Here is a 25,391-nt window from a genome sequence, read left to right on the forward strand (position 1 = left end):
CGGCTGAAGCCGCTCCTACAGAAGTGCGGGAGACTCAGAAGTCGTACTGAAAGCGCCCGGTGATCGCGCGGGTATGGTCGAGCGTGGTGCCGGCCAGGTGGTCGCGGTTGCGGCTGTCGATCAGGTTCAGCATCAGGCGCAGGTTCGGCTTGAGATACCAGTTGCCGGCCAGCGTCCACGACGCGGTGGACGCATCGAGGAAGTCCGCCTGGCCGTCCAGGTGCTGCGTGCCCCACATGCGGTCGTAGCGCAGCGCCAGTTCGAACGCGCCGCGCGGGTTGTTGACCTGCTTGATGCGGGTGAAGCGCCCGGTCTTGCTGTCGTAGCGACGCGATTCGCCGGTCGCGAACCAGCTGACGAAGCCATAGGCGGACATCACCTGCGCACGCTGCGCGCCATCGTCGAACAGGCCGCCGCTGAATTCGCTCTGCCACGACAGCGGGCCGCGCACCTGCGCGTACTCCAGCGACCACTTGTCCACGTCGGTATCGCGGCCGTCGGCGAAGCGCGCCAGGGTGATGCGGCTGTCGTCGGACAGATGCCCGGCCGGGCGCGGGCGGATGCTCAAAGCCGGCGCGCCGTTGGCGCCGGGATGGTCGTAGCGCTCGTGCGCCAGCGACAGGCCCAGGTGCAGCACGTCGCCATCGCGCGCGCCCGGCGCCCAGGTGCCGCGGCCGCCGAACGCATCGCCCTTGATGTTGGACACGTCGATGCTTTCCAGGCTGTAGACGCTGGCGGCCCATGTGTAGTCCTTGCCGGCCGCCTGCCACGACACCGCCTTGCGGTACAGCGGTGCCAGCGTGCTGGCCGCGCCGCTGCGCTCCAGGAACTGGCCGAAGTTGGAGCCGGTGCGGTCGTCCAGCGAGAAATACTGCTTGAACTGGCCGACGCTCAGCGTGCCGGCATCGAATTTGCGGGTCAGGTAGACGTCCTTGGCCTCGATGCCTTTGCCGTTGAAGTCGTCCTGCAACCCGGCGAAATCGCCTTCGACCTTGTAGCCGAAGCCGAAGAACTTGCCGGACACGTCGATCCACAACCGACGGATCTCGGTGTCGTCGGGGTTGGGCGTGCCGCGCTGGTCGTTGTCGAACTGGGCGAAGTCCCAATGCAGGCGGCCGCCGATCTCGGCGGTGACCGGGCCGTCGTCGTCGCCATCGGCGGCCTGCGCCAGCGCGGGCAGGGACAACACGGCGCAGGCGCAAGCGCCGCACAGGCTCAATTTCTTCAGGTTCACGTACCCTCCCAGGTGCGCGCAGCGCGTCGATGAGTCGGTAGCCCGCAACGGAACGCGCAGGCCGGCGTGGCTGCAGCCTAGTGCGGCGTAGCTGTCATCGACCTGTCGGTGGGGAGCCAAGCGTTTCAGGCGCGCTAGGTCGCCCGCCGTAGGTCCGTCCGCCCGGCGCGCTGGCGGCGAGGACTGGCGGCGCACCGGGCGTCGTTGTGCAACCGGCGCAGTCTAGGTAGGTTATCGGCGCTGGACTTTCGGCCAGCGGGAGACCGCATCTGCTCGCGTCGCGGCGTCTCCCTGGCCCCAATCGCGCGTCACCGGAGTCGCCATGCGTAGAGTGCTCGCCGGCCTGTTGGTCCTGGTCCTCGCAGTCGGGGCATTCATGCTTTGGCAGCGGCCGCCTGTCGCTGTGCGCTCGCAGCCAGGCACAGGGGCCTCTGCCGCCGCCACTACGGGCGACGCGCGCGATGCGCGCGCTGCCGGCGCCAAGACGCGCTCGGGGACAGACCTGCTTCAAGCCGAGGAAGCGTCGCCGGCCGTCGCCGACACATTCCCTGCAACGCAGGGTCGCCAGCCGGCGCCCTTGGCGGAGATGGCATTTCTCAGGGGAAAGGCGATCGACGGGGGAATGGCCATGCGCGTCATCGGCAGCAGGGACTTCGACCTGATCCTGCAGAAGGTGGCAAGGCAGGCCGAGTTCGACGGCCTGACCAGGTCCAGGGCCTACAAGGAGAATTTCAGGGACTACCTGAGCGAGGCTGATGCCGGTTTCGCGGTCAAAGATGTCGCATGCGGAGCCCATGTCTGCATGGCATCGGCCTCGAACACGCGCCTCAGCGATGCGCAATTCTCCACCGCAGTGCAGGCCATGGCCGGTGCGCGCGATGCGCCGATGTATTCCACCGTCACGCAGACGTTGCCGGATCCGGATGTGCCAGGCGCTTACCTGTACCGCATCATCTTCACCACCGATCCGAGCCTGGCGGCGATCACCATGCCGTCGCAGTGAACGCGCCATCGGTGGGCACAATGGCGATGGCAGCGGCCTGCGATTCCGGTGCCGGGCATCGTCGCTATCTGAATCGCCGGCCCGATTGCCGGCTGCCAGCGCGGCGCAAGCGGGTTAGCATCCGCCGGCCGAATCGCTTTTGCGAATCCCCAATCCCGGCTTTCCACAGCCGCACTGCTGGTCATCCCCAATGCGTCTGTTGTTAGTCGAGGACAACGCCGATCTGGCCGATGCGATCGTGCGGCGCATGCGCCGCAGCGGGCATGCGGTGGACTGGCAGAGCGATGGGCTGGGCGCGGCCAGCGTGCTGCGCTACCAGAGTTTCGACCTGGTGGTGTTGGATATCGGCCTGCCCGGGCTGGATGGGCTGCGCGTGCTGGCCGGGCTGCGCGAGCGCGGCGACACCACGCCGGTGCTGATGCTGACCGCGCGCGACGGCATCGAGGACCGGGTGCAGGCGCTGGACGTGGGCGCCGACGATTACCTGGGGAAGCCGTTCGATTTCCGCGAGTTCGAGGCGCGTTGCCGGGTGCTGCTGCGGCGCAACCGCGGCAACGCCAGCGAGGTGGTTCAGCTGGGCGCGTTCGCCTTCGACAACGCCGCGCATACCGTCAGCCTGGACGGTGCGCCGATCGAGCTGCCCAATCGCGAATACCGCTTGCTGGAGATCCTGATCGGGCGGATCGGCCAGGTGGTGGGCAAGGACGAGATCGGCAACGGGCTGTTCGGTTTCGACGACGAGGCCGGGCCGAACGCGATCGAGCTGTATGTCGGGCGGCTGCGCAAGAAGCTGGCGGGCGCGCCGCTGCGCATCGTCACCGTGCGCGGGGTCGGCTACAAGCTGGAAGCGGCCGAGGTCGAAGCGTCGCCGGCGCCACCGCAGGATGCGGGCGGCGATGGCTGAGGCCGCGCTGCCGGCACCGTCGATCCGGCGCACGCTGCTGCTGTACCTGGGGGCGCTGTCGCTGCTCGGCGCGGTGGCGCTGTTCTTCGCCGCGCGCGATTACGGCCAGCGTGCGGCCAACCGGTCCTACGATCACCTGCTGGTGTCTTCGGCACTGTCGATCGTCGATTCGGTGGCGCTGGCCGACGGCCAATGGCAGGTGGACCTGCCGTACGCGGCGCTGGACCTGTTGGCGATGGCGCCGGAGGACCGGGTGTTCTACCGCGTGTTCGATGCGCGCGGGCGCACCATCACCGGCTACGACGATCTGCCGAAGGCGCCGTCGCTGCCGCGTGCCAGCACGGCGCCGCGATTGTTCGACGCGTTCTACAGCGGCGAGCAGGTGCGCTTCGCGGTGGTGGCGCGGCGGGTGTCGTCGGCCGCGGCGCAGGACGAGGTGTGGGTGCAGGTCGGGCAGACCCGGCGCGCGCGCGAAGCGCTGGCGCAGGATGTGGTGCTGCACGCGCTGGTCGCGATCGCGGTGCTGTCGCTGCTGTCGCTGGCGCTGGTGTGGCTGGGGGTGTATCGCGCGTTGCGTCCGCTGCACCGGATCGAGCGCGACCTGTCGCGGCGCGAACCCTCGGAACTGAAGCCGCTGGCGGTGGCGGCGCCGCAGGAAATGCACCAGATGGTGGCGGCGTTGAACCGCTTCATGGCGCGCCTGGCGAGCAGCAACGAGACCTTGCGCGCGTTCATGGCCGAGGCCGCGCACCAGATGCGCACGCCGCTGGCCGCGTTGCGCGCGCAGGCGCAGCTGGCGCTGGACGACGACGATCCGCGCGACATGCGCCGCAGCCTGGAGGCGATCGAGCGCAACGCCACGCATATGAGCCGGCTGCTCAACCAATTGCTCAGCGACGCCAGCGTGATTCACCGCGCCAACCTGCAGCGCTACGCCAGCGTGGACCTGGCCGAAGTCGTGCACCAGGCGCTGCACGAAGCGCTGCCGCAGTCGCAGCCGCGGCCGCGCGTGCAGCTGGCCATTGCCAGCGAGCCAGCGATGGTGCGCGGCGACGCGCTGCTGCTGCGCGAGGCGATCAAGAACCTGATCGACAACGCCGGCAAGTACGGCGGCGACGGCGCGCTGCAGGTAGCGTTGACCTGCGAAGCGCGCGATTGCGTGGTGACCGTGGCCGACCACGGCCCCGGCATCGCCGCCGCCGACGCCGAGCGCGTGTTCGAGCGCTTCGCGCGTGGCGAGGGTGCGGCCGCCGGCGGCGCCGGACTCGGCCTGGCGATCGTCAAGCGCGTGGTCGACAGCCACGGCGGACGCATCGATCTGGCCAACCGCGTCGGCGGCGGCCTTATCGCCAGCCTGCGCCTGCCGAGGTTGCATCCATGACCGTGCTCCGCGGGTTTCGCGCCGCCGCGCTGCTGCTGGGCTGCGTCTTGGCCCATGCCGTCGCCGCCGCACCCGGCGACATCCGCCGCTTCCCGGCACAGGGCGGCGCCGAGGCGCAGCTGTGCATCCAGGGGTCCACCGACATCGAGGTGTTCGCCGCGGTGATCGGCGACTACCAGCGGCTGCATCCGCGCACCGAGGTGGTGTACCAGGACGTGATCGCCTGGGACATGTACCAGCGCTACCTGCATCCGCAGCCCGGCGCGCGCTGCGCCGACCTGCTGATCAGCGCCAGCATGGACCTGCAGACCAAGCTGGTGAACGACGGCCACGCGCTCGCGCACCGCTCGCCGCAGACCGAGGCGCTGCCGGCGTGGGCGCAATGGCGGCACGAGGCGTTCGGGATCAGCTACGAGCCGGTGGCGATCGTCTACAACAAGGCGCGGCTGCCGGCGGCGCAGGTGCCGCGCACGCGCCGCCAGCTGCTGGAGCTGCTGCGCGCGCCGGGCATGCCGCTGCGCGGCAGGATCGGCACCTACGACGTGGAGCGCAGCGGCGTGGGCTATCTGTTCGCGACCCAGGACGGGCAGATCGGCAGCATGGCCGGCGCCTTGCTGGCGGCGATGGGCGACAATCAGGTGGTGCTGGAGGAACGCACCGGCGTGTTGCTGGACCGGGTCAGCCGCGGCGAACTGCTGCTGGCCTACAACGTGCTCGGGTCGTACGCGCAGGCGCGGATCGACGCCGGCGCGCCGCTGGCGATCGTGCAGCCGGAGGATTACACCCTGGTCGCGCTGCGCACGGCCGTCATTCCGCGCGATACGCCGCATGCGGCCGAAGCGCGCCGGTTCCTCGACTATCTGCTGTCGCCGCGCGGGCAGCAGGTGCTGTCGCGCGAGGCGCGGCTCAAGCCGATCCTGCCGGGGGCAGGCGCCAGCGGCGGCGCGACGCCGGCGGCGACGCCGGCGTTCCGCCCGATCGCGCTGGGGCCGGGCTTGCTGGTGTACCTGGACGCGCTCAAGCGCCGCCAGTTCCTGGATGCCTGGCGCAGCAGCATGCGCCGCCATCCGCCGCGCTGAACGCGCCTAGGCGGACGCCGGCGCTCAACGCGCGAAGTGCGGCGGCTGCGCGGTGGAGTGCAGGATGCGCACGCTGTCGCCGAGCTGTTCGGGCGCGCCGCCGGCAAGCAAGGCCTGCACGCGCGGCCGATCCGGTGCCGCGCCGGCGCCCAGCCCCACCCACGCGTTCTTGCCGGCGCCCTTGGCCGCGTACAGGCAGCGATCGGCCAGGCCCACGCTCTGCTCCCAATCGCCCAGCGCTGGCCACGCCGCCACCAACGGCCACGGCGCGAAACCGATCGAGCAGGTCAGGGTCAGTTCGCGCTGCTCCAGCGCGAACCGCTGCGCGGCCACTGCCGCGCGCAGGCGCTCGGCCAGCGCCTCGGCGGCGCCGTCGCGAGGCAGGCGGGTGACCAGCACGAATTCCTCGCCGCCCCAGCGCACCAGCAGGTCGCGCTCGCCGCACAGCGCGCGCAGGCTGTCGGCGCATTGCACCAGCGCGGTGTCGCCGGCCTGGTGGCCGTAGTCGTCGTTGATGCGCTTGAAGTTGTCGATGTCGATCATGAAGAAATACAGCTCATCGGCGCTGCTGCCGGCGTCGAGTTGCGCGCGCAGCGCCGGGCATTCGCGGGCCAGCCAATCCTGCAGTTCGCGGCGGTTGGAAACGCGGGTCAGCGGATCCAGGCGGGTGGCCGCTTCCAGTTGCGCATTGCTCTGCAGCAGTTGCTGGTTGGCGCGCTCCAGCTGCCGGGTGCGCTCGGCGACGGTGAGGTTCAGCAGTTCCACCATGTCGCGCTCGCGGTTGACCGTGCGGCGCACGCGCTGCGCGCCCAGACCGAGCAGCAGCAGGCCCAGCAGCGCATAGCCGGCATACGCCAGCGGATGCCGCCATGGCGGCGGCCGCACCTCGATCTGCAGCGTGCGCGCGGCGCCGAACTGGCCGTCGCGCCCGGCCGCCTGCAGTTCCAGCGTGTAGCGGTCCGGCGGCAGATGGCTGACCGAGAATTCGCTGTGCGCGGTCTGCGGATAGATCCAGCCCTTGTGCAGGCCGTCCACCCGGTAGCGCAGCCGTGCCGTGCCCGGCGCGGTGAAGTCGATCGCGGTCATGCCCAGGGTGAACACGTTGTCGCGATAGTCCAGCGCGATGTCGTGCGCATACACCACGTCGGTCTCGATCTGTCGCTTGCCGTCGTGGCTGCCTTCGCTGGCGTCGAGCACGCGCAGGTCGGTCAGCACCGCGCGTGCCGGGTGGCTACGCAACGGCAGCTTGTGCGGGTCGATCACGTCCACGCCCTGCGTGCCGCCGAAATACAGCAGCCCGCGGCTGTCGCGATAGCCCTGGCCGCTGTTGTATTCCTGGTTCTGCAGGCCGTCGCGGCTGCCCAGGTTCTGCACGATGCGGGTGGCCGGATCGAGCACGCTCAGGCCGTTGTTGGTGCTCAGCCACAGCCGTCCCTGCGGATCCGGCAGAATGGTGTAGATGACGTTGCTGCTCAGGCCTTCGCGGTCGGTGTAGCGCACCGCGAGGTCGCGCTTCAGGTCCACCGCATACAGCCCGCCGGAGAACGTGCCCACCCACAGCACGCCGTCCTTTTCGTACAGCGCCCACACCGACGGATACAGGCCGGCGCCGCCGGGGCGGTAGGGCTCGGCCGGCCGGTCGCCGCGTATCCGCCACAGGCCGCAGTCGTTGCAGCCGATCCACAGCGTGCCCTGGGTGTCGCGGTACACCCGGGTCAGCATGCGCCCGGCCAGCGGCGCCCAGCGCGGATCGTCCTGCACGCGGCCGTCGACCACCCGGGTCAGCCCGCGGCGCGTGGCCACCCACAGCGTGTCGCCCTCGCGCAGCAGGCCGTTGACGTGCGCATCGGCCAGCCCGTCCACGCGTGCCAGCGCGCCGTTTTCGTCCAGGCGCCACAGGCCGTGGCGGGTGCCCAGCCACCAGTGGCGGCCGTCGCCCTCGATGGCGCGCACCATGCGCGTGTCCAGCGCGGCCGGGACCTGCCAGGACGCGCGGCCGCGCTCGCGCAGCAACAACCCCTGGTCGGTGCCGATCAGCATGCGCGTGCCGTCGCGCCAGATGCTGCGCACGCTGGGACTGGGCCAGGCATGGGTGTCGCTGAGGTCTTCCTCGTCGTTGCGGATCACCGCCGACATCGGCCGCACCCGGTACAGGCCGGCGGTGTAGGTGCCGATCCACCAGGTGCCGTTGCCGTCCTGGTAGAACCGGGTGATGGCGCTTTGCGGCGGCACGTCGAAACTCAACCGCCGCGGCGCCGCCGCATCCTTGTCCAACTGCGTCACCGTGCCATTGGTGGAGCCGACCAGCACCCGCCCGTCGGCCAGGCGGATCAGCGCGCTGAGATCGCTGTGCCCGGTCAGCAGTTGCTGCGTGCTCCAGTGCGCGAGCGTGGCGCCTTGCGCATCGAGCTTGAACAGCCCGGCGCTGGCCGAGGCCAGCCACAGCCCCTCCGGCCCGGATTGCAGGCCCACGCATTCGTCGATGCCGGGCGGCGCCGGCAGCGCCTGGCGCGCGTTCGCGTCGAGCAGCCACAGCCGGCAGCGCCGGTCCAGCGCCACCGCGCGCTTGCCGTCGGGCATCCAGGTCAGGCCGACCACCGGCGCATCGCCGCCCAGCGGCAGCACCCGGCTCAGTGCCGCGTCGACGCGGTCGATGCCGTGCTCGGTGCCGAGCCAGGCGCCGCCGCGCGGATCGATCAGGATGTTGGTGATCCGGTTGTGCGACAGGCCGTCGGTCACGCCCAGCCGATGCCGCTTCCAGGTGGCCAGGTCGATCACCTCCAGGCCGGCGTCGTTGCTGCCCAGCCACAGGCGGGTGCCGCGGGCTTCGAAGGCGAGGCTGTCGATGCTGCTGCTGAGCAGGCTTTGCCGGTCGCTGGCGTTGAGTTCGTGCCGGTAGACGCGGAACAGATGGCCATCGAAGCGGTTCAGGCCCTCCTGCGTGGCGACCCACAGGAAGCCCTGGTCGTCGCTCTGCAGCGCGGTGATGGTGAGCTGCGACAGCCCGTCGTCCAGGCCGAAATGCTCCAGGCTGCTCGGCAATTCGGTGTCGTCGCCAGCGCTGGCGGCGGTCGCGGCGAGCGTCGCGGCCACGCTCGCGCCTGGCGCCAGCAGCGCCGCCAGCAGCGCGCAGCGGCACCCGGTCGGGCGCAGGCCGCGCAGCAGGGTCGAAAGGGTCCGGATCACGCCTCGCTATCGGCCGCCGGTGCTGCGGCTTGAACGCCGCCACTGCCGGGGGCGGGGCGATTCCTGGCGCAGGACCGGCACGGTGGCGGCCGCGCATGCCAGACTGTAGGCATGGATGCGCCCACGATTCTGGTCGCCGACGACCATCCCCTGTTCCGCGCCGCGGTGCTGCACGCGCTGCGCCAGGCCTTGCCGCGCGCGCGGGTGACCGAGGCGTCCAGCGCCGCCACGCTGGATGCCGCGCTGGCCGCGCAGGCGCACGTCGACCTGGTCCTGCTGGATCTGGCGATGCCTGGCGCGCGCGGCTTCTCGGCGCTGCTGCACGTGCGCGGCGAACGTCCGGAGGTGCCGGTGGTGGTGATCTCCTCCAACGACCACCCGCGGGTGATCCGCCGCGCGCAGCAGTTCGGCGCGGCCGGCTTCATTCCCAAGTCCTCGCCGGCCGAGACCATCGGCATCGCGGTGGCGGCGGTGCTCGACGGCGGCACCTGGTTCCCGCCGCTGACCGCCGCGCGTTCGGAAGCCGACGCGCAACTGGCCGCACGCCTGGCGCAGCTGACCCCGCAGCAGTTCCGCGTGCTGCTGTGCCTGGCCGACGGCCTGCTCAACAAGCAGATCGCCTACGAACTGGGCCTGGCCGAGAACACGGTCAAGGTGCATGTGACGGCGATCCTGAAAAAGCTCGAATGCCACAGCCGCACCCAGGCCGCGGTGCTGGTCAAGGCGCTGGAGCCGGAAGGCGAGGCCTGAACCCCGCGCGGGGTTCGGCCAAGCGATGGGCCGGGAGCGTTTTCCGCCGCGCCCGGATACGCGATGCTATGCACTGGCGCCCGCGCTTCCTGCGGGCGGAAAGGACCCCCGGACCATGCCTATCCGCAACGAGCAGATCGCCTACTACCCGTTCCTGCAGGAAATGCTGGACGACGATTATTTTCCTTCCTTCCTGGTCGGCAAGGGCCAGAAGATCCTGCTGCGGCTGTGCGAGGCGATCGAGGCGCAGGCACCGCCGGACCTGCCGGCGCTGTACCGGCTCACCCACGCCGCCACCGAGGAATTCAACGCGCTGGCGCTGGAGTTCGAGGCGCACGACAGCGAGATCGAGACCGCCGCGCGCGACAACATCGGCGTGGACTTCCTGTACATCGCCAAGACCTATGGCTTCGATGCCGCCGATGCCGAGGAGTTGATCGCGCCGCGCGAGTGGTGAGCGGGCGGTGGGGGATCGGGCGTCGGTGGGGACTAAGCGCGGCTGTTCCCTTCTCCCACCGGGACCATGGCCCCCTTTTCGGGGGAAGGTGCCCCGCAGGGGCGGATGAGGGTACGGGCGCAGCCTCGTGCACCCAAACTCCGCGAGACGCTTCGCGCCGGACCCTCACCCCAACCCCTCTCCCGGCGGGAGAGGGGCTAGCCTTCTGTCCCTTCTCCCCCCGGGAGAAGGTGCCCCGCAGGGGCGGATGAGGGTACGGGCGCAGCCTCGCGCACCCAAACTCCGCGAGACGCTTCGCGCCGGACCCTCACCCCAACCCCTCTCCCGATGGGAGAGGGGCTAGTCGGCTGTCCCTTCTCCCCTCGGGAGAAGGTGCCCCGCAGGGGCGGATGAGGGTACGGGCGCAGCCTCGCGCACCCAATTCCACGAGCCGCTTCGCGCCGGACCCTCACCCCAACCCCTCTCCCGATGGGAGAGGGGCTAAGGCATGCCGCGGCTGCTCCCTTTCGCCTTCTGCGAAAGGGGCTCAACCGCGTCGCAACAGCATCTGCGTCATCAGCGCGCGTAGTGCCGGCGCGCGCACTGGCTTGGACAGGAAGCCCCAGCCGTGCTCCTGGGCCAGCGCGCGTAGCGCCGGGTCCGGTTCGGCGGTGACCAGGATCACCCGCGGTTCGGCGTTCCAGCGCCCGCACAGTTGCGCGAACAAGGCCGGGCCGTCGCGCTCGCCCATGCGCACGTCCAGCAGCACCAGCTCCGGCGCCTGCGCCGGTTGCGCCGCTGCCAGCGCCTCCTCCGGGCCGGCGGCCAGTTCCACCCGGCAGGCCCAGCGTTCCAGCAGCGCGCGGCTGGCTTCGCACACGCGCGGGTCGTCGTCGATGCACCACACCCGGCAGCCATGCAGGATCGGGTCGTCGCCGTTGTCGCTGGCCACCGCGGTCGGCGCCTGCGCCTGCGCCGCGGCGGCGGCGTCGCCCAGCGCCACGGTGACCGCGAACACACTGCCGCGGCCGAGCTGCGAGCGCAGGCCGATGCGGTGCCCGAGCAGGCGGCCGATGCGCTCCACGATGGCCAGGCCCAGCCCGGCGCCGCGGTCGTGGGCGACGCCGTCGCCGAGGCGGCGGAACTCTTCGAAGATCTCCTGCTGCAGCGCCTCGGGGATGCCCGGGCCCTGGTCGTGGACCTCGATGCGCAGGCTGTCGCCGTCGCGGCGGCAGCCCAGCAGCACGCGGCCGCGCGGGGTGTAGCGCACCGCGTTGGACAGGAAGTTCTGCAGGATGCGCCGCAGCAGGGTCTCGTCGCTGCGCACCGCGGCGCGCGTGGGCACGTAGTCCAGATGCAGACCACGGTCTTCGGCGACGATGCCGAACTCGTGCGCCAGGGTCTGCAGCAGCGGCCCCAGCGCGAAGTCGCGCACCTGCGTCTTCAGCGTGCCCGCTTCCAGCCGCGAGATGTCCAGCAGGCTGTTGAGGATGGCGTCCTGCGCGACCAGCGCGTTGTCGACATGGTCGGCGATCTGTCGCGCGTCGGCGTCGTGCAGCCTGCCGCGCAAGGCGGACACGAACATGCGCGCGGCGTTGAGCGGTTGCAGCAGGTCGTGCACCGCCGAGGCGACGAAGCGGGTCTTGTAGCGATTGGCGTTCTCGGCCTCGCGCTTGGCGTCGGCCAGGTCGCGGGTGCGCTCGGCGACGCGGTGCTCCAGCGCGTCGGCCAACGAACGCAGTTCGCGCGCGGCGTTCTTGTAGCTGGTGATGTCGGCATAGCTGGTGACGAAACCGCCGTCGGGCAGCGGATTGCCGCGGATTTCCAGTACCGTGCCGTCGTCCTTCTCGCTCTCGCGCATGTGCGGGCGGCCGCTGCGCAGATGGTCGAGGCGGCGCTGGATCGCCGCTTCCACCGGGCCGGGGCCGAGCAGGCCGCGGCGCGCGTTGTAGCGGAACACGTCCTCGATCGGGCGGCCGATGCGGATCAGCTCCGGCGGGAAACGGAAGATCTCCAGGTAGCGCGAATTCCACGCCACCAGGCGCAACTGCGCATCGATGATCACCACGCCCTGCGGCAAGTGCTCCAGGCTGCGGCTGAGGCCGGTATCGGCCTGCTGCGCAGCCTGCACCACGCCGTCCTGCGCGGTACGCAGTTCCTGCGCATGCTGTTGCAGCAGCGATTCCAGCTCGCGCCGGCTGCGCTGGCGCAGCCGCGCCAGGCGCTGGCGCTGCTGGAACAGCAGGCCCAGGAACACCAGCGCCAGCCAGATGCCGGCCGCGGCCAGCGCGGCGGCGCGGCCGGCGGCGCGGCTGCCGCCGATGTCGTGCAGCAGGTGCAGGCGCCAGCCGCTTTCCTGCAGCGCCATGCTCTGCCACAGCAGCGACGCGCGCTGCGCAGGCGCATCGATGCGCATCACCTGGCCGCCGTCGTCCAGCGTGGCCAGGCTGCGCCGCTGCGCCGGCAGCAAGGTCTGTCGCGCGTATTGGCGGGTGGCCAGCAGTTCGTCGCGTTCGTGCGCGCTGAGCGGCTGCAGCTGGCGGTAGCGCCAGGCGTCGCGGCTGGACAGGAACACCACACCATGGCGATCGCTGACCAGCACCACGTCGGGCACGCGCAGCCATTCGCGTTCCAGCGCGGCCAGTTCGATCTTGATCACGATCACGCCGAGGGTGCGTCCGGCCTCGTCGCGGATCGCCTGCGACAGGAAATAGCCGGGCACGCCGGTGGTCATGCCGATGCCGTAGAAACGGCCGCTGCCCTGCGCCAGCGCCTGCTTCACGTAGGGGCGGAAACTGTAGTCGGCGCCGACGTTGCTGCTGGCCAGGCGCCAGTTGCTGGCGGCCACCGCCACGCCATCGGCATCGATCAGGGTCAGCGTCGAGGAACGGGTGACGTCGTTGGCGCGTTCCAGCTTCAGGTTCAGCCGCTGGTGCGCGGCCGGATCCAGCGGCCCGGTCAATGCCTCGCGCAGTTCCGGATCAAGCGCCAGCACCTGTGGCAGCGTGCGGTAGCGGTCGATGCGCTGCTGCAGGGTCTGCGCGTACAGCTCCAACTGCTGGCGCAATTGCCGGCTCTCGGCACGCAGCGCGCGCTGTTCGGCGAAATGCCCGGCCGACAGCATCGCCAACGCCATGCCGCCGAGGGCGGCAAGCAGGAGCAGGGCGAAGCGGCGATAGCGCAGGGCGGGATACATGCGGCGGAGTGGGCGCGGTCGGGACGGTATCCTGCCAGCTTAGCGGCAGCGACACGCGTGCTGGTGGCGATGCGTTCCGCGGAAGGTTGCGCTAGGCGTTCCCGCCGTGTCGCGGCGAGCGCGCAAGCGGCCGTGGCAACCAGATTGCCGAATGCACGACGGCAGCGCCGGCCCAGATGCGGAGGGCCGACGCTGCCGTCGCGTGTCTTCGTTGCGAACGCACCTCGATCGGGCAGTGCCGATCGAGATGCGGATCAGGACCTGCCTATCAGAACTGCACCTGCGCGCGCAGGTCGATCGAGTCCGGCTTGGTGTGTACGCCGGCGCGCTCGGCATCGGCGCGCACGTAGTTGGCCTGGAACTTGAAGTGGCTGGTCAGGTACCAGTTGGCGCCCACGGTCCAGTCGTGCTGGCGGCCGCCGAGCACGCTGCCGTCGTCCAGATCCAGGCGGCTGTAGCGCAGCAGCACTTCGACCGCGCCGTAGGCATTGGCCGGCTTGACGTTGGCCACGTTGCCGGCGCTGTACGGGCGCGACTCGCCGGTCAGCACGTAGCTGGCGAACACGTACTGGCCGTCGGCGGTGTAGTCCGGGCGGCCGTTGTCGCGGGTGACCTCGGCGCGCAGCGCTTCGCCCTGCATCGAGAACGGACCCTTGATCCAGATCCCCTCCAGGCCGGTGCGGCGCACCTGGTCGGCATCGACCAGGGTGCCCGAATCGACCAGGCGCACGTCGGTCAGGCCGGCTTCCGGACGCGCACGCAGGCGCACGCGCGGGCTGAAGCTCACGTCCAGGCCGTTGTGGTAGCCGCGCGGGCTTTCCTGCGAATACGCCAGGCCCAGGTGCAGCACGTCGCCGTCGGCCTTGAACGGGGTCCACACGCCGCGCACCGCCTGGGTGGTGCCGGGGTTGTCGCCCTGCAGGTCCTTGCCGCCGTACGCGCCGGCCTGCAGCAGGTACTGCGGACGCTCGAAGGTCCACTCCACGCCGGTGCGGCGGCCCTGGTAGATCGCCTGGATCGGCAGCGCGGTTTCCAGGAAGCTGTCGGCGCGCGAACTGGTCACGCCTTCCAGGCCGACCGGCACCTTGATGTAGCCCAGCCGCACCTTGCCGTAGTCGCTGCCGAACAGCGCCTTGGTCTCGAAGCGGAAGAACACGTCCAGCCACAGCTTGGACTGGAAGTCGAAGTACACCATCGCGTCGTACACGCCCTTCTTCTTCAGCGTGGCGCCGAATTCCTTGCGGCGGAACGCGTTGTCGTCTTCCAGGCGCGCGTCGTCGTCGGAGAAGTTGTTCCAGTCGTAGCCGTAGTTGCCGGTCACGGCCAGTTCGGTGCCGTCGCTGAAGGCGACCTTGGTCGGCCAATCGTCGAACCCGCTGGCGGCAGCGGCGGGAGCGGCGGCGGTCAGGCACAGCGCAGCGAAGAGAAGGGTATGGCGCATGATGTGATGTCTTCTTGATGAGGAAAAAAGCGCGCCGGCACTCGACAGACGGGACGGCAAGGCTTGCGCGGGCGGTGCAGCGTGATGCCGACCACGACGTTCCCTCGGCCGTGGTGCGGGGCGCAGCGCCGGAACAACGAGCCGCCCGCATGCAATAGCGGACGCATCCGGCGGTTCTTTACAGCGGTGTTGCGATCCTGCGACGGCGCATCGCCCCTGAATACGCATGCGACGCCGGCAGCGCCGGCGGCAGATCGGCAGGCGACGCGGCATCGGCGGGCATTTACCTGGCCGGCATCGCGCGTCGCACCTCCCTCCCGTGAGCGTGCCGGAACACTGTAACTGCCTCGGCGGCGTCGCGAACAGGGGACTAGTACCAATAGGTTATCTGCTTAGAAGCGGGCGCCGCGTACAAAGGCAGCATTCCGCGACCTGCGTCGGGTTGCCGGTCTACATCCGCTCCGGAGCGCTCACATGCATATCCCCGCTTCCCCTGCCGGCCCCGCGCCGCGTCCTGTGCCGTTCTATAGGCATACGTACGTCCAGGTGCTGGTCGCCATCGTCATCGGTGCCTTGCTCGGCCATCTGGAGCCGTCCTGGGGCACCCAGCTCAAGCCGCTGGCCGACGCGTTCATCAAGCTGGTGAAGATGATCATCGCGCCGGTGATCTTCCTGACCATCGTCACCGGCATCGCCGGCATGACCCAGCTGAAGACGGTGGGCCGCGTCTTCGTCAAGGCGATGGTGTACTTCCTGTTCTTCTCCACGCTGGCGCTGGTGGTCGGCATGATCGTCGCGCACGTGGTGCAGCCCGGCGCGGGCATGAACGTCAATCTGGCGACGCTGGACCAGAGCAAGGTCGCCAGCTACGTGCAGAAGTCGCACGACCTGACCCTGGTCGGCTTCTTGATGGACATCATTCCCAATTCTCTGATCGGCGCGTTCACTGGCGACCAGGTGGTCAACGGCAAGTTGGCCGGCCCCAATGTGCTGCAGGTGCTGTTCGTCGCCGTGCTGTTTGGCGTGTCGCTGGCCCTGGTCGGCGAGCGCGGCAAGCCGGTGCTGAACCTGCTGGAGGCGCTGATCGCGCCGGTGTTCAAGCTGGTGCACATCCTGATGAAGACCGCGCCGATCGGCGCGCTGGGCGCTATCGCCTACACCATCGGCGAACACGGCCTGCATTCGCTGGTGCAGCTGGCCTGGCTGGTCGGTTCGTTCTACGTCACGTCCTTGCTGTTCGTGTTGGTGATCCTCGGCGCCGTGGCGTACCTGTGCGGGTTCTCGATCTTCAAGCTGATCCGCTATCTGAAGGCGGAGTTGTTGCTGGTGCTGGGCACGTCCTCGTCCGAATCGGCGCTGCCGTCGTTGATGGAGAAGATGGAAAAGGCCGGTTGCGAGAAGTCGGTGGTCGGGCTGGTGGTGCCCACCGGCTATTCGTTCAACCTGGACGGCACCAACATCTACATGACCCTGGCTGCGCTGTTCATCGCCCAGGCCACCAACACCGAACTGACCCTGTGGCACCAGATCACGCTGTTGCTGGTGGCGATGCTCAGCTCCAAGGGCGCCGCGGGCGTGACCGGCGCCGGCTTCATCACCCTGGCGGCGACGCTGGCGGTGGTGCCGGAAGTGCCGGTGGCCGGCATGGCGCTGATCCTGGGCGTGGACCGCTTCATGAGCGAGTGCCGTTCGCTGACCAACTTCATGGGCAACGCGGTGGCGACCGTGGTGGTCTCGCGCTGGGAGAACGCGCTGGACCGCGATCGCCTGCGTCTGGCGCTGGACGGCGAGGCCGTGCCGCTGCCGGCGGTGACGACCGAACCGCTCGCCGCCCGCTGATCTGCTGCAGCGTACGACGCGCCGGCATTGCCGGCGCGTCGCGTTTTTTCAGGTGCCGGCGCGCGCGGCGACAGCCGCCAGACAGGACCGGCCATGGCCGCGGAGAGTAGAATTCCAAGCCTCCGCGCCTTTCGACAAAAGAAGCCCTCGATGTCAAACGACGATTTCAAACAGGCCGCCCTCGACTATCACCGCCAGCAGCCGCCGGGCAAGATCAAGGTCGCGGCGACCAAGCCGATGCTGACCCAGCGCGACCTGTCGCTGGCCTATTCGCCAGGCGTGGCGTTCGCGTGCGAAGCGATCGTCGCCGATCCGCAGCAGGCCAGCGAGCTGACCGCGCGCGGCAACCTGGTCGCGGTGATCAGCAACGGCACCGCGGTACTGGGCCTGGGCAACATCGGCCCGCTGGCGTCCAAGCCGGTGATGGAAGGCAAGGGCGTTCTGTTCCAGAAGTTCGCCGGCATCGATGTGTTCGACATCGAGATCAACGAGAACGACCCGGACAAGCTGGTCGACATCATCGCCAGCCTGGAGCCGACCTTCGGCGGCATCAACCTGGAAGACATCAAGGCGCCGGAGTGCTTCATCGTCGAGCGCAAGCTGCGCGAGCGGATGAACATCCCGGTGTTCCACGACGACCAGCACGGCACCGCGATCATCGTCGGCGCCGCGGTGCTCAACGCGCTGGTCGTCACCGGCAAGAAGATCGAGGACGTCAAGCTCGCCACCACCGGCATGGGCGCGGCGGGCATCTCCTGCGTCAACATGCTGGTCTCGCTGGGCCTGAAGCCGGAGAACATCCTGGCGCTGGACCGCGACGGGGTGATCCATACCGGCCGCACCGATCTGGATCCGGACAAGCAGCGCTACGCGCGCGACACCGACAAGCGCACCCTGGCCGAGATCGTCGAGGGCGCGGACATCTTCCTCGGCCTGTCGGCCGCCGGCATCCTCAAGCCGGAGATGGTGGCGACGATGGCGGCGCAGCCGGTGATTTTCGCGCTGGCCAATCCCAATCCGGAAATCACCCCGGAGGCGGCCAAGGCGGTGCGCCCGGACGCGATCATCGGCACCGGCCGTTCGGACTACCCGAACCAGATCAACAACGTGCTGTGCTTCCCGTACCTGTTCCGCGGCGCGCTCGACGTCGGCGCCACCGGCATCAACGAGGCGATGAAGATCGCCTGCGTCAAGGCGATCGCGGCGATGGCGCGGCGCGAGGCCTCCGACCTGGGCGCGGCCTACGGCGGCGAGACCCCGAGCTTCGGCCCCGATTACCTGATTCCGCGGCCGTTGGATCCGCGCCTGCTGGTCGAGCTGTCCTCGGCGGTGGCACAGGCGGCGATGGACTCGGGCGTGGCCACGCGCCCGATCGCCGACATGGAGGCCTACCGCGACAAGCTCGGCCAGTTCGTCTACCGCACCAGCCTGATGATGAAGCCGGTCTACGACCGCGCCCGCGCCGACAAGCAGCGCGTGGTCTATGCCGAGGGCGAAGAGGAAGTGGTGCTGCGCGCGGTGCAGAGCGTGATCGACGAAGGCCTGGCGTTCCCGATCCTGATCGGCCGCCCGGATGTGATCGAGGCGCGCATCCAGCGCCTGGGCCTGCGCATCACCGCCGGCGTGGACTTCGAGATCACCAACATCCACGACGATCCGCGCTTCAACGACTACTGGCAGTACTACCACTCGTTGACCGAGCGCCGCGGCGTCACCGTCACCGCGGCCAAGGAACTGATGCGCTCGCGGCCGACGCTGATCGCCGCGGTGATGGTCGCGCGCGGCGAAGCCGATGCGCTGCTCACCGGCGTGGTCGGCCGCTTCCACAAGAAGCTCGGCTACGCGCGCAGCGTGATTCCGCTGGAACCGCGGGTCAGCTCGACCTCGGCGATGACCGGGGTGATCAACCAATTGGGCGCGTTCTTCTTCCTCGATACGCACGTGCAGGAAGATCCGAGCGTGGAGCAGATCGTCGAGGCCACGCTGCAGGCCGCATTCCGACTCAGGCTGTTCGGCATCGAGCCGAATATCGCGCTGCTGTCGCATTCCAACTTCGGCAGCCACGACTCGCGCGACGCGCTGAAGATGCGCCAGGTGCGCGAGGCGCTGCTCAAGCGCAAGCCGGAACTCAACATCGACGGCGAGATGCAGGGCGACACCGCCTGGGACGAAGCGCTGCGCAAGCAGATCATGCCCAACAGCACCTTGAAGGGCCGCGCCAACCTGTTCGTGCTGCCGAACCTGGAAGCGGCCAACATCGCCTACAACCTGGTGCGCGTGTTCACCGACGGGGTGGCGATCGGCCCGATCCTGATGGGCATCTCCAAGCCGGTGCACATCCTCACCACCAGTGCCACCTCGCGCCGGGTGATGAACATGACCGCGATCGCCGCGGTCGATGCGCAGATCCGCAAGCAGCTGGAAGCGGAGAAGAGCGCGCCGTAAGCAAACGCTTCGGCGCGTTCGGTACGCAAGCGCGCAGCCGTTGATGGCTGCGCGTTTCGCTGCAGTCGTCCGGATCGGTTGGTGTGTGTACGGCGGGCTGCCTGCAGCGCGTCCTTATGTCATTGCGTCGGGCTTGCCCGATTCCCCGCCGAGATCACCGATCCGGCGATGGGTCGCACGGCGCGCACGCGCTTCGCGGATGACCGAGTGAAGCAGCGGGGCCTGTCGACCAGGCCTGAGGCGGGTCGAAGTCAAAGCAGGCTTGTTTGGCGCCTGGCCACGGAATGCCGCGAACGCGCTAAAAGCAAGCGCGATCAGAGCGTGGCGCGTGAACGATTTAGGAGTTGCTGCGCAAAAACCTGCCGCAAGATGCGCAAAAGCACGACCCCATGCAGCGCCCGCCATCGCGGTTGCGCAGGATCGAATGCGGCGCCAAGAGCGCGCCGCAGCGCGCTCAGGCCAGGCGCTTGCCTACCGGCAGCGGCAGGCTTTCGTGGTCGCCCTGGTTCAGCTTGGACGGCTTGCCAGTCAGCAGCACATAGGCATCGACGCCAGTAAGTTCGGCAATCTTCAGCAAATGCCGGGCATTGGGAACGGAACGATTGTTCTCCCAGTGACCCAGGGTGCTATGCGCCACGCCCAGCAGGGCCGCCAGTTCGCGCAGCGTGAAACCGGCATTGCGCCGCGCCTGCATCAATCGCACACCTATATCCACGGGACACCTCAGAGCGGCATGGTTGCGCCGCGTCCCCCGAGCATAGTGGATGTCATCGCTTGGCATCAAGCCGACAGGAACGGACAAACTCGGGACAGGACAGGCGCGGCGTTTCCTGGCCGGCGCGCGCCTGGGGCGGGCTGCTAGAATTCCCCGTCTCCTCCCGCCGTGTCCCACCGCCATGAGCCATACCGCCACCGCGCCCGCCAATGCAGAGAAGCGCTACACCGTGCACCGCGCCGACCTGCCGCTGAGCTGCCCGACCCCGGAGATGGCGTTGTGGAACTCGCATCCGCGGGTCTATCTGCCGGTGGACGAAGAACCCAGCCACGAGGCCCAGTGCCCTTACTGCGGCGCGGTCTTCGTGCTGGTCGACTGACCGCCGGGTCGATGCACCGCCTGACCGTGGTGCAGCTGCTGCCGGCGCTGGAGTCCGGCGGCGTGGAACGCTCCACCCTGGAAATCGCCGCGGCGCTGGTCGCTGCCGGGCATCGCGCGCTGGTGGTGTCGGCCGGCGGTCGCCTGTTGCCGGCGCTGGCCGCGACCGGCGCCGAGCACATCGCCCTGGACATCGGCCGCAAGTCGCTGCTGAGCCTGCGCCATGTGCCGACGCTGCGGCGCCTGTTCGTGCGCGAGCGGGTGGACATCGTGCATGCGCGCTCGCGGCTGCCGGCCTGGCTCGGCTGGCACGCGCTGCGCGGGTTGCCGGCGGCGCAGCGGCCGCGCTTCGTCACCACCGTGCACGGACTCAATTCGCCCAGCCGCTACAGCGCGATCATGGCCCGCGGCGAGCGCGCGATCTGCGTGTCGGCCACAGTCCGCGACTACGTGCTGCGCCACTACCCGCAGACCGACCCGGCGCGGCTGCGAGTGATCCCGCGCGGCATCGACCCGGCGCAGTTCCCGCGCCGGGCGCAGCCCGATCCGGACGCGCGCGCCTGGGCCGCGAGCGAGGCGCCGGCCACCGCCGGCAGCGGCCCGCTGCTGCTGTTGCCCGGTCGCGGCACCCGCCTGAAGGGCCACGCCGATGCACTGCGCCTGCTCGCCGCGCTGCGCGCCGACGGCAGCGCGGCGCGGCTGTGGCTGCCCGGCGCGCGCGAAGCCGGGCGCGAGGCCTACCTGCAGGAGCTGGAGGCCGAGGCCGCCGCGCTGGGTATCGCCGACGCGATCGCGTTCACCGCGCCCACCGCGCGCATCGCCGAGGCCTATGCCGCCAGCGATCTGGTGCTGCAGCTGTCGCGCAAGCCGGAAGCGTTCGGCCGCACCGTGGTCGAGGCGCTGGCGGTGGGGCGGCCGGTGCTGGGCTGGGCGCACGGCGGCGCCGGCGAACTGCTGGCGCAGCTGCAGCCGTCCGGTGCGGTTCCCGCGTTCGATCCGGCGGCCCTGCACGCGGCGGCGGCGCGCCTGCTGGCGCAACCGCCGGCACCGCCGGCGCAGATCCCCTACACGCTGCAGGCGATGCAGCACGCGACCCTGGCGGTGTATGACGAACTCCGGCGCTGATTCCTCCCTGCTCGCGCCGCTGACGCCGGCGCGCAGCGAACGCTGGGCCCCGGTCTGGGTACTGGCGTTCGTGGCGCTGTGGCCGGCACCCGGCCTGGCCGCCGGCGTGCTCGCGCTGGGCGCGCTGGCGACCTTGGCGCGGCTGCTGCACAGCCGCTTCCGCGGCGGCGCCAGCCTGCTCAGCGGCCCGGCGTGGGCGCTGACCACGCTGCTGTTCCTGAGCTACTGGTTGCCGCAGCCGTTGTCGGCGCTGGATGCGGTGGACGTGCCGCTGGCGCTGCGCGAATCGGCGGTGGACCTGCGCTTCCTGCCGTTCCTGTGGCTGGTGGCGATGGCGGTGGCGACGCCGCGCGGCCGCCGCACCACCTTCAACGGGCTGGCGATCATTGCCGCGATCTGGACCGTGGATGCGCTGGCGCAGGCGTTGTGCGGCACCAGCCCGCTGTTCTGGTCGATGGACCAGCTGAAGTGGGCGATCAACCACCACGGCCTGTGCACGCCGCAGGAAATCGCGCTGGCCGACCGCCTCAGCGGCGTGTTCGGCCCGTGCAACCTCAAGTTCGGCCAGGTGCTGGCCAGCCTGTCGCCGTTCCTGCTGTTCGCGGCCGGGCGCCGCGGCGGCGCCTGGGGCTGGCTGCTCGCCGCCGCGGCGGTGGGGGTGGTGCTGGTGCTGGCCGGGTCGCGCGCGTCGTGGATCACCTACGCCCTGGTGCTGCTGCTGTCGGGCTGGCGCCTGCTGGGCATGCGCCGGATGCTGGCGCTGGGCATGGCCGCGGTGCTGGTCGCCGGCGTGCTCGGCGCACTCTCGCCGCAGGTGCGCGAACGCTTCGCCCGCACCACGCTGGCGCTGAGCGGGCGACCGGCCGACGTGAACGCGGCGCTGGCCGGGCGCACCCAGATCTGGGACGCCTCGTGGTGCATGATCCGCCAGCATCCACTCAACGGCGTCGGCGTGCGCGGCTTCCGCGAGGCCTATGTGGCCTGCGACCCGGATCCGGCGCATGGCGGCGCCTGGGGCCGCGAGCCGGCCTTCCATGCCCACCAGATCGTGCTCGAAGTGCTCAGCGAGACCGGCGTGATCGGCTTGCTGCTGTGGCTGGCCGGCGCCGCGCAGGCGTGGCGCGCATGGCGTTACGCCTCGCCGCAGGCGCGCGAACGGGCAAGGCCGGCGATGCTGGCGTTGCTGGTGACGGTATTCCCGTTCAACACCCACCTGGCGTTCTATTCGTCGTTCTGGGGCTCGCTGGCGCTGATGCTGGTCGGCCTGTATGTCGGCGCGCTGCTGGCCGAGGAGCGCGACGCCGAGGGCGCTGCAGGAACTGTGTAGCCCCTCTCCCACCGGCGACCGAAGGAAGTCCCGTGGGAGAGAGGGGTTGGGGTGAGGGTACGGCGTGAAGCGTCTCGCGGAGTTGGGTGTACGAGGCTGCGCCCGTACCCTCATCCGCCCCTTCGGGGCACCTTCTCCCGACGGGAGAAGGGAGCAGCGCTAGCCCCTCTCCCATCGGGAGAGGGGTTGGGGTGAGGGTACGGCGCGAAGCGTCTCGTGGAGTTGGGTGCACGAGGCTGCGCCCGTACCCTCATCCGCCCCTGCGGGGCACCTTCTCCCGGTGGGAGAAGGGAGCAGCCGAGCCCCTCTCCCACCGGGAGAGGGGTTGGGGTGAGGGTCCGGCGCGAAAGCGACTCGCGGAGTTTGGGGGCACGAGGCCGCGCCCGTACCTACACCCCGCTCAATCGCGCTCGTAGAACGTACTGCGGCCGCCGGGCTGGCGCTTGAAGCGGCGGTGGATCCACAGGTATTGCGCCGGCGCTTCGCGCACCATGGCCTCGATCGCGGCATTGACCCGCGCGGTGTCGGCAACCATGTCCTGCGATGGAAAATTTTCCAGCGGCGGAGCGATGCGCAGCACGTAGTCGGCGCCTTCGCGGCGGTGGAAATACGGCACCACCGCGCAGCCGGTCAGCCGCGCCAATTGGTGCGTGGCGGTGATGGTGGAGGCGGGCATGCCGAAGAACGGCACGAACACCGTGTCCTTGCCGCGCATGTCCTGGTCCGGCGCGTACCACAGGAAGCCGCCGCGCTTGAGGTGGCGCACGCTGCCGCGCAGGTCCTCGTTGGCGAACATGGCGATGGCGTAGCGCAGGCGGCCGCGCTTGACCGCCCATTCGAACACCGGGTTGCGGTGGCGGCGGTACATGCCGGCCAGCGGCACGTACTGGCACAGCAGCCGGCCGCACATCTCCAGGGTCATGAAATGGCCCGACACCAGCAGCACGCCGCGCCCCTGCGCCTGCAGCGCGCGCAGGTGCTCCAGGCCTTCGATGCGGGTGCGGCGACGGATCGGGCCGATGCTGCCCCACCAGGCGCGCGCGAACTCGAATACGCCCACGCCCAGCGCGTCGAAGCTGTCGTGCAGCAGGCGCGTGCGCCAAGCCTCGCTCTGTTCGGGGAAGCACAGCTTCAGGTTGACCTCGGCGGCATGGCGGCGGCTGCTGGCCAGGCGCAACGCGATCCAGCCGACGCCGCGGCCGAGCGCGCGTTGCAGCAGCCAGGGCAGCCGCGCGATGGCCACGGCGATGCCGAGCAGCAGCCAGGTCGGCCAGTGCCGCGGCGAGCGCGGCGGCGGCGTGGCCGTGGTGGCGGCGGACGGAAGAGCGGGGGTCGGATCGGACATGCGCCAAGTTTAGCCGGGAGCGGGCAGCGCGGCATTGGCGCGGCACGGCGGCGTCTCCGCTTGGTGACCACGGTCGCGATGTCTGCCGCCTGCACGACGCAACCCGCTATGCTTTCGCGATGCGCAACGATTTCATCGAACGGCTGCTGCGCGGCCTGTACTCGACCGTGCTGTACATGCTGCTGCCGGTCACCGTCTATCACCTGGTCTGGCGCGGGTTCCGCGTGCGCCAGTACTTCCAGCGCTGGGACGAGCGCTACGCCTCGTATCCGCAGGCGCGCGGGCGGCCGCGGGTGTGGCTGCACGCGGTGTCGGTGGGTGAGGTCAACGTCGCCGCACCGGTGGTCAACGCGCTGCGCGCGCAGCGCCCGGACATCCGCTGGGTGATCACCACCATCACCCCGACCGGATCGGAGCGGGTGCGTGCGCTGTGGGGCGATGCGCTGGACCACGTCTACCTGCCGTACGACGTGCCCGGCAGCGTTGGCCGCTTCCTGCAGCATTTCCGCCCGAGCCTGGCGCTGATCCTGGAAACCGAGCTGTGGCCGAACATGCTGTTCGGCTGCCGCGACCGCGACATCCCGGTCTACGTGCTCAACGCGCGGCTGTCGGCGCGCTCGCTGCGCGGCTACCGCCTGCTGCGGCCGTTGATCGGGCGCGCGCTGCGCACCGTCACCTGCGTGGCCGCGCAGTCGCAGGCCGATGCCGAACGCTTCATCGAACTCGGCGCCAATCCGCAGCAGGTGCGCGCGCTGGGCAACCTGAAGTTCGATATCGCCGTGCCCGCGCAGTTGCCGCAGTTCGTCGCCGCGTTCGGCGAACGCGTGGCGGCGACCCGGCCGGTGTGGATCGCCGCCAGCACCCACGAGGGCGAGGAGGCGGCGGTGATCGAGATGCACCGGCAACTGCGCCGGCACTGGCCGGACCTGCTGCTGCTGTGGGCGCCGCGCCATCCCGAACGTTTCGCCAAGGTCGAGGCGCTGGCGCGCGACCAGGGCTGGCGCGTGGCCACGCGCCGCCAGCAGCAGTGGCCCGGCGCCGAGGACAGCGTGTTCGTGATCGATACGCTGGGCGAACTGATGATGTTCTACGCCTGCGCCCAGGTCGCCTTCGTCGGCGGCAGCCTGCAGCCGATCGGCGGGCACAACCTGCTGGAGCCGGCCGCGGTCGGCACGCCGTCGGTGAGCGGGCCGCACCTGCACAACTTCGCCGAGATCTCGCGGCGCATGCGCGAGGCCGGCGCGGTGGCGATCTGCGAAGACGCCGCAGGGGTCTGCGCGGCACTGCACGAATTGCTCGGCGACGCGGCCGCGCGCGCGCGCATGGCCGAAGCCGGCTGCGCGCTGGTCGCCAACGGCCGCGGCGCGCTGCAGCGCGCGCTGCAACTGATCGCCGAGCATCTGCCGCCGCTGGCGCACGACGCGCCGGCGAACGAGTAACGCGGTTTCGACGCGGGCATTGCAGTTGGCTGCGCGTTGTAGGAGCGGCTTCAGCCGCGACAGGATCTATCGGTAACGCCGTCGCGGCTGAAGCCGCTCCTACAAGTGGCATCCTGATCTCGATCGGAAGTCTCTGGCGCCATCAGACGTTCCTTCCACCCTTACGCC

The 25,391-nt window shown here is 70.0% G+C and carries 18 protein-coding genes; 12 read left to right on the forward strand and 6 right to left on the reverse strand.

The genetic code is table 11. The annotated features are described in order from the left end of the window. Positions 1–34: 34 nt before the first annotated feature. Positions 35–1,234, reverse strand: coding sequence for a porin (locus tag HEP75_RS04220; RefSeq protein WP_185815301.1), 1,200 nt, complete (start codon positions 1,232–1,234; stop codon positions 35–37). A gap of 322 nt (positions 1,235–1,556) precedes the next feature. Here HEP75_RS04220 and HEP75_RS04225 point away from each other — a divergent pair, with 322 nt between their 5' ends. The 4 genes from HEP75_RS04225 (at position 1,557) to HEP75_RS04240 (ending at position 5,601) form a co-directional block, all read left to right on the forward strand. Next, on the forward strand, positions 1,557–2,237 hold the full coding sequence (locus HEP75_RS04225) for a hypothetical protein (protein ID WP_185825562.1): 681 nt from the start codon (positions 1,557–1,559) through the stop codon (positions 2,235–2,237). 190 nt (positions 2,238–2,427) lie between these two features. After that, positions 2,428–3,141, forward strand: a complete 714-nt coding sequence (locus tag HEP75_RS04230; RefSeq protein ID WP_185825563.1) for a response regulator transcription factor — start codon at positions 2,428–2,430, stop codon at positions 3,139–3,141. Next, positions 3,134–4,522: a sensor histidine kinase gene (locus tag HEP75_RS04235; protein WP_185825564.1), complete on the forward strand. Its 1,389-nt coding sequence runs from the start codon at positions 3,134–3,136 to the stop codon at positions 4,520–4,522. Before HEP75_RS04230 ends, HEP75_RS04235 begins: the two co-directional genes overlap by 8 nt. Next, on the forward strand, positions 4,519–5,601 hold the full coding sequence (locus HEP75_RS04240) for an ABC transporter substrate-binding protein (protein ID WP_185825565.1): 1,083 nt from the start codon (positions 4,519–4,521) through the stop codon (positions 5,599–5,601). Before HEP75_RS04235 ends, HEP75_RS04240 begins: the two co-directional genes overlap by 4 nt. A 24-nt stretch (positions 5,602–5,625) precedes the next feature. Here HEP75_RS04240 and HEP75_RS04245 read toward each other — a convergent pair whose 3' ends face one another. Continuing rightward, positions 5,626–8,787, reverse strand: coding sequence for a ligand-binding sensor domain-containing diguanylate cyclase (locus tag HEP75_RS04245; RefSeq protein WP_255423996.1), 3,162 nt, complete (start codon positions 8,785–8,787; stop codon positions 5,626–5,628). A gap of 111 nt (positions 8,788–8,898) precedes the next feature. On the opposite strand from HEP75_RS04245, the gene HEP75_RS04250 reads away from it, so the two are divergent. Then, positions 8,899–9,537 (forward strand): response regulator transcription factor, encoded by a 639-nt coding sequence (locus HEP75_RS04250; RefSeq protein ID WP_185815305.1) that lies wholly within the window; start codon positions 8,899–8,901, stop codon positions 9,535–9,537. A gap of 115 nt (positions 9,538–9,652) precedes the next feature. Beyond that, positions 9,653–9,994: a DUF5713 family protein gene (locus HEP75_RS04255; protein WP_053839186.1), complete on the forward strand. Its 342-nt coding sequence runs from the start codon at positions 9,653–9,655 to the stop codon at positions 9,992–9,994. Positions 9,995–10,520: 526 nt separating this feature from the next. Here the strand turns inward: HEP75_RS04255 and HEP75_RS04260 are convergent. Further along, complete coding sequence (locus HEP75_RS04260; RefSeq protein ID WP_185825566.1) at positions 10,521–13,169, reverse strand: PAS-domain containing protein; 2,649 nt, start codon at positions 13,167–13,169, stop codon at positions 10,521–10,523. A gap of 268 nt (positions 13,170–13,437) precedes the next feature. After that, positions 13,438–14,610: a porin gene (locus HEP75_RS04265; protein WP_185815308.1), complete on the reverse strand. Its 1,173-nt coding sequence runs from the start codon at positions 14,608–14,610 to the stop codon at positions 13,438–13,440. A 474-nt stretch (positions 14,611–15,084) separates the two neighbouring features. On the opposite strand from HEP75_RS04265, the gene HEP75_RS04270 reads away from it, so the two are divergent. Both HEP75_RS04270 and HEP75_RS04275 read left to right on the forward strand, forming a co-directional pair. Continuing rightward, positions 15,085–16,449, forward strand: coding sequence for a dicarboxylate/amino acid:cation symporter (locus tag HEP75_RS04270; RefSeq protein ID WP_185825567.1), 1,365 nt, complete (start codon positions 15,085–15,087; stop codon positions 16,447–16,449). A gap of 150 nt (positions 16,450–16,599) precedes the next feature. After that, positions 16,600–18,894 (forward strand): NADP-dependent malic enzyme, encoded by a 2,295-nt coding sequence (locus tag HEP75_RS04275; RefSeq protein WP_185815310.1) that lies wholly within the window; start codon positions 16,600–16,602, stop codon positions 18,892–18,894. A gap of 454 nt (positions 18,895–19,348) precedes the next feature. Here the strand turns inward: HEP75_RS04275 and HEP75_RS04280 are convergent, their stop codons facing one another. Next, positions 19,349–19,588, reverse strand: a complete 240-nt coding sequence (locus HEP75_RS04280) for a helix-turn-helix transcriptional regulator (protein ID WP_145703540.1) — start codon at positions 19,586–19,588, stop codon at positions 19,349–19,351. Between the two features lie 202 nt (positions 19,589–19,790). On the opposite strand from HEP75_RS04280, the gene HEP75_RS04285 reads away from it, so the two are divergent. Genes HEP75_RS04285 through HEP75_RS04295 form a run of 3 tightly spaced genes read left to right on the forward strand, consistent with a single transcriptional unit; the run spans position 19,791 to position 22,439 of the window. After that, entirely contained in the window at positions 19,791–19,988 is a 198-nt protein-coding gene (locus HEP75_RS04285) for a zinc-finger domain-containing protein (protein WP_184412051.1), read from the forward strand. Positions 19,989–19,999: 11 nt separating this feature from the next. Further along, the gene (locus HEP75_RS04290; protein WP_185825568.1) at positions 20,000–21,112 is read left to right on the forward strand and encodes a glycosyltransferase; all 1,113 of its coding nucleotides are present in this window, start codon (positions 20,000–20,002) and stop codon (positions 21,110–21,112) included. After that, on the forward strand, positions 21,093–22,439 hold the full coding sequence (locus HEP75_RS04295; RefSeq protein ID WP_185825569.1) for an O-antigen ligase: 1,347 nt from the start codon (positions 21,093–21,095) through the stop codon (positions 22,437–22,439). The genes HEP75_RS04290 and HEP75_RS04295 overlap by 20 nt, the downstream gene beginning before the upstream one ends. Before the next feature lie 400 nt (positions 22,440–22,839). Here the strand turns inward: HEP75_RS04295 and HEP75_RS04300 are convergent, their stop codons facing one another. Beyond that, positions 22,840–23,784, reverse strand: coding sequence for an LpxL/LpxP family Kdo(2)-lipid IV(A) lauroyl/palmitoleoyl acyltransferase (locus tag HEP75_RS04300; protein WP_185822286.1), 945 nt, complete (start codon positions 23,782–23,784; stop codon positions 22,840–22,842). Positions 23,785–23,903: 119 nt separating this feature from the next. Between HEP75_RS04300 and waaA the strand changes: the two genes are divergently transcribed. Then, positions 23,904–25,223 (forward strand): lipid IV(A) 3-deoxy-D-manno-octulosonic acid transferase, encoded by a 1,320-nt coding sequence (gene waaA / locus HEP75_RS04305; RefSeq protein WP_185825570.1) that lies wholly within the window; start codon positions 23,904–23,906, stop codon positions 25,221–25,223. Positions 25,224–25,391 lie beyond the last annotated feature (168 nt).

Origin of the sequence: Xanthomonas sp. SI (assembly GCF_014236855.1) — a bacterium.
Classification (GTDB): domain Bacteria; phylum Pseudomonadota; class Gammaproteobacteria; order Xanthomonadales; family Xanthomonadaceae; genus Xanthomonas_A.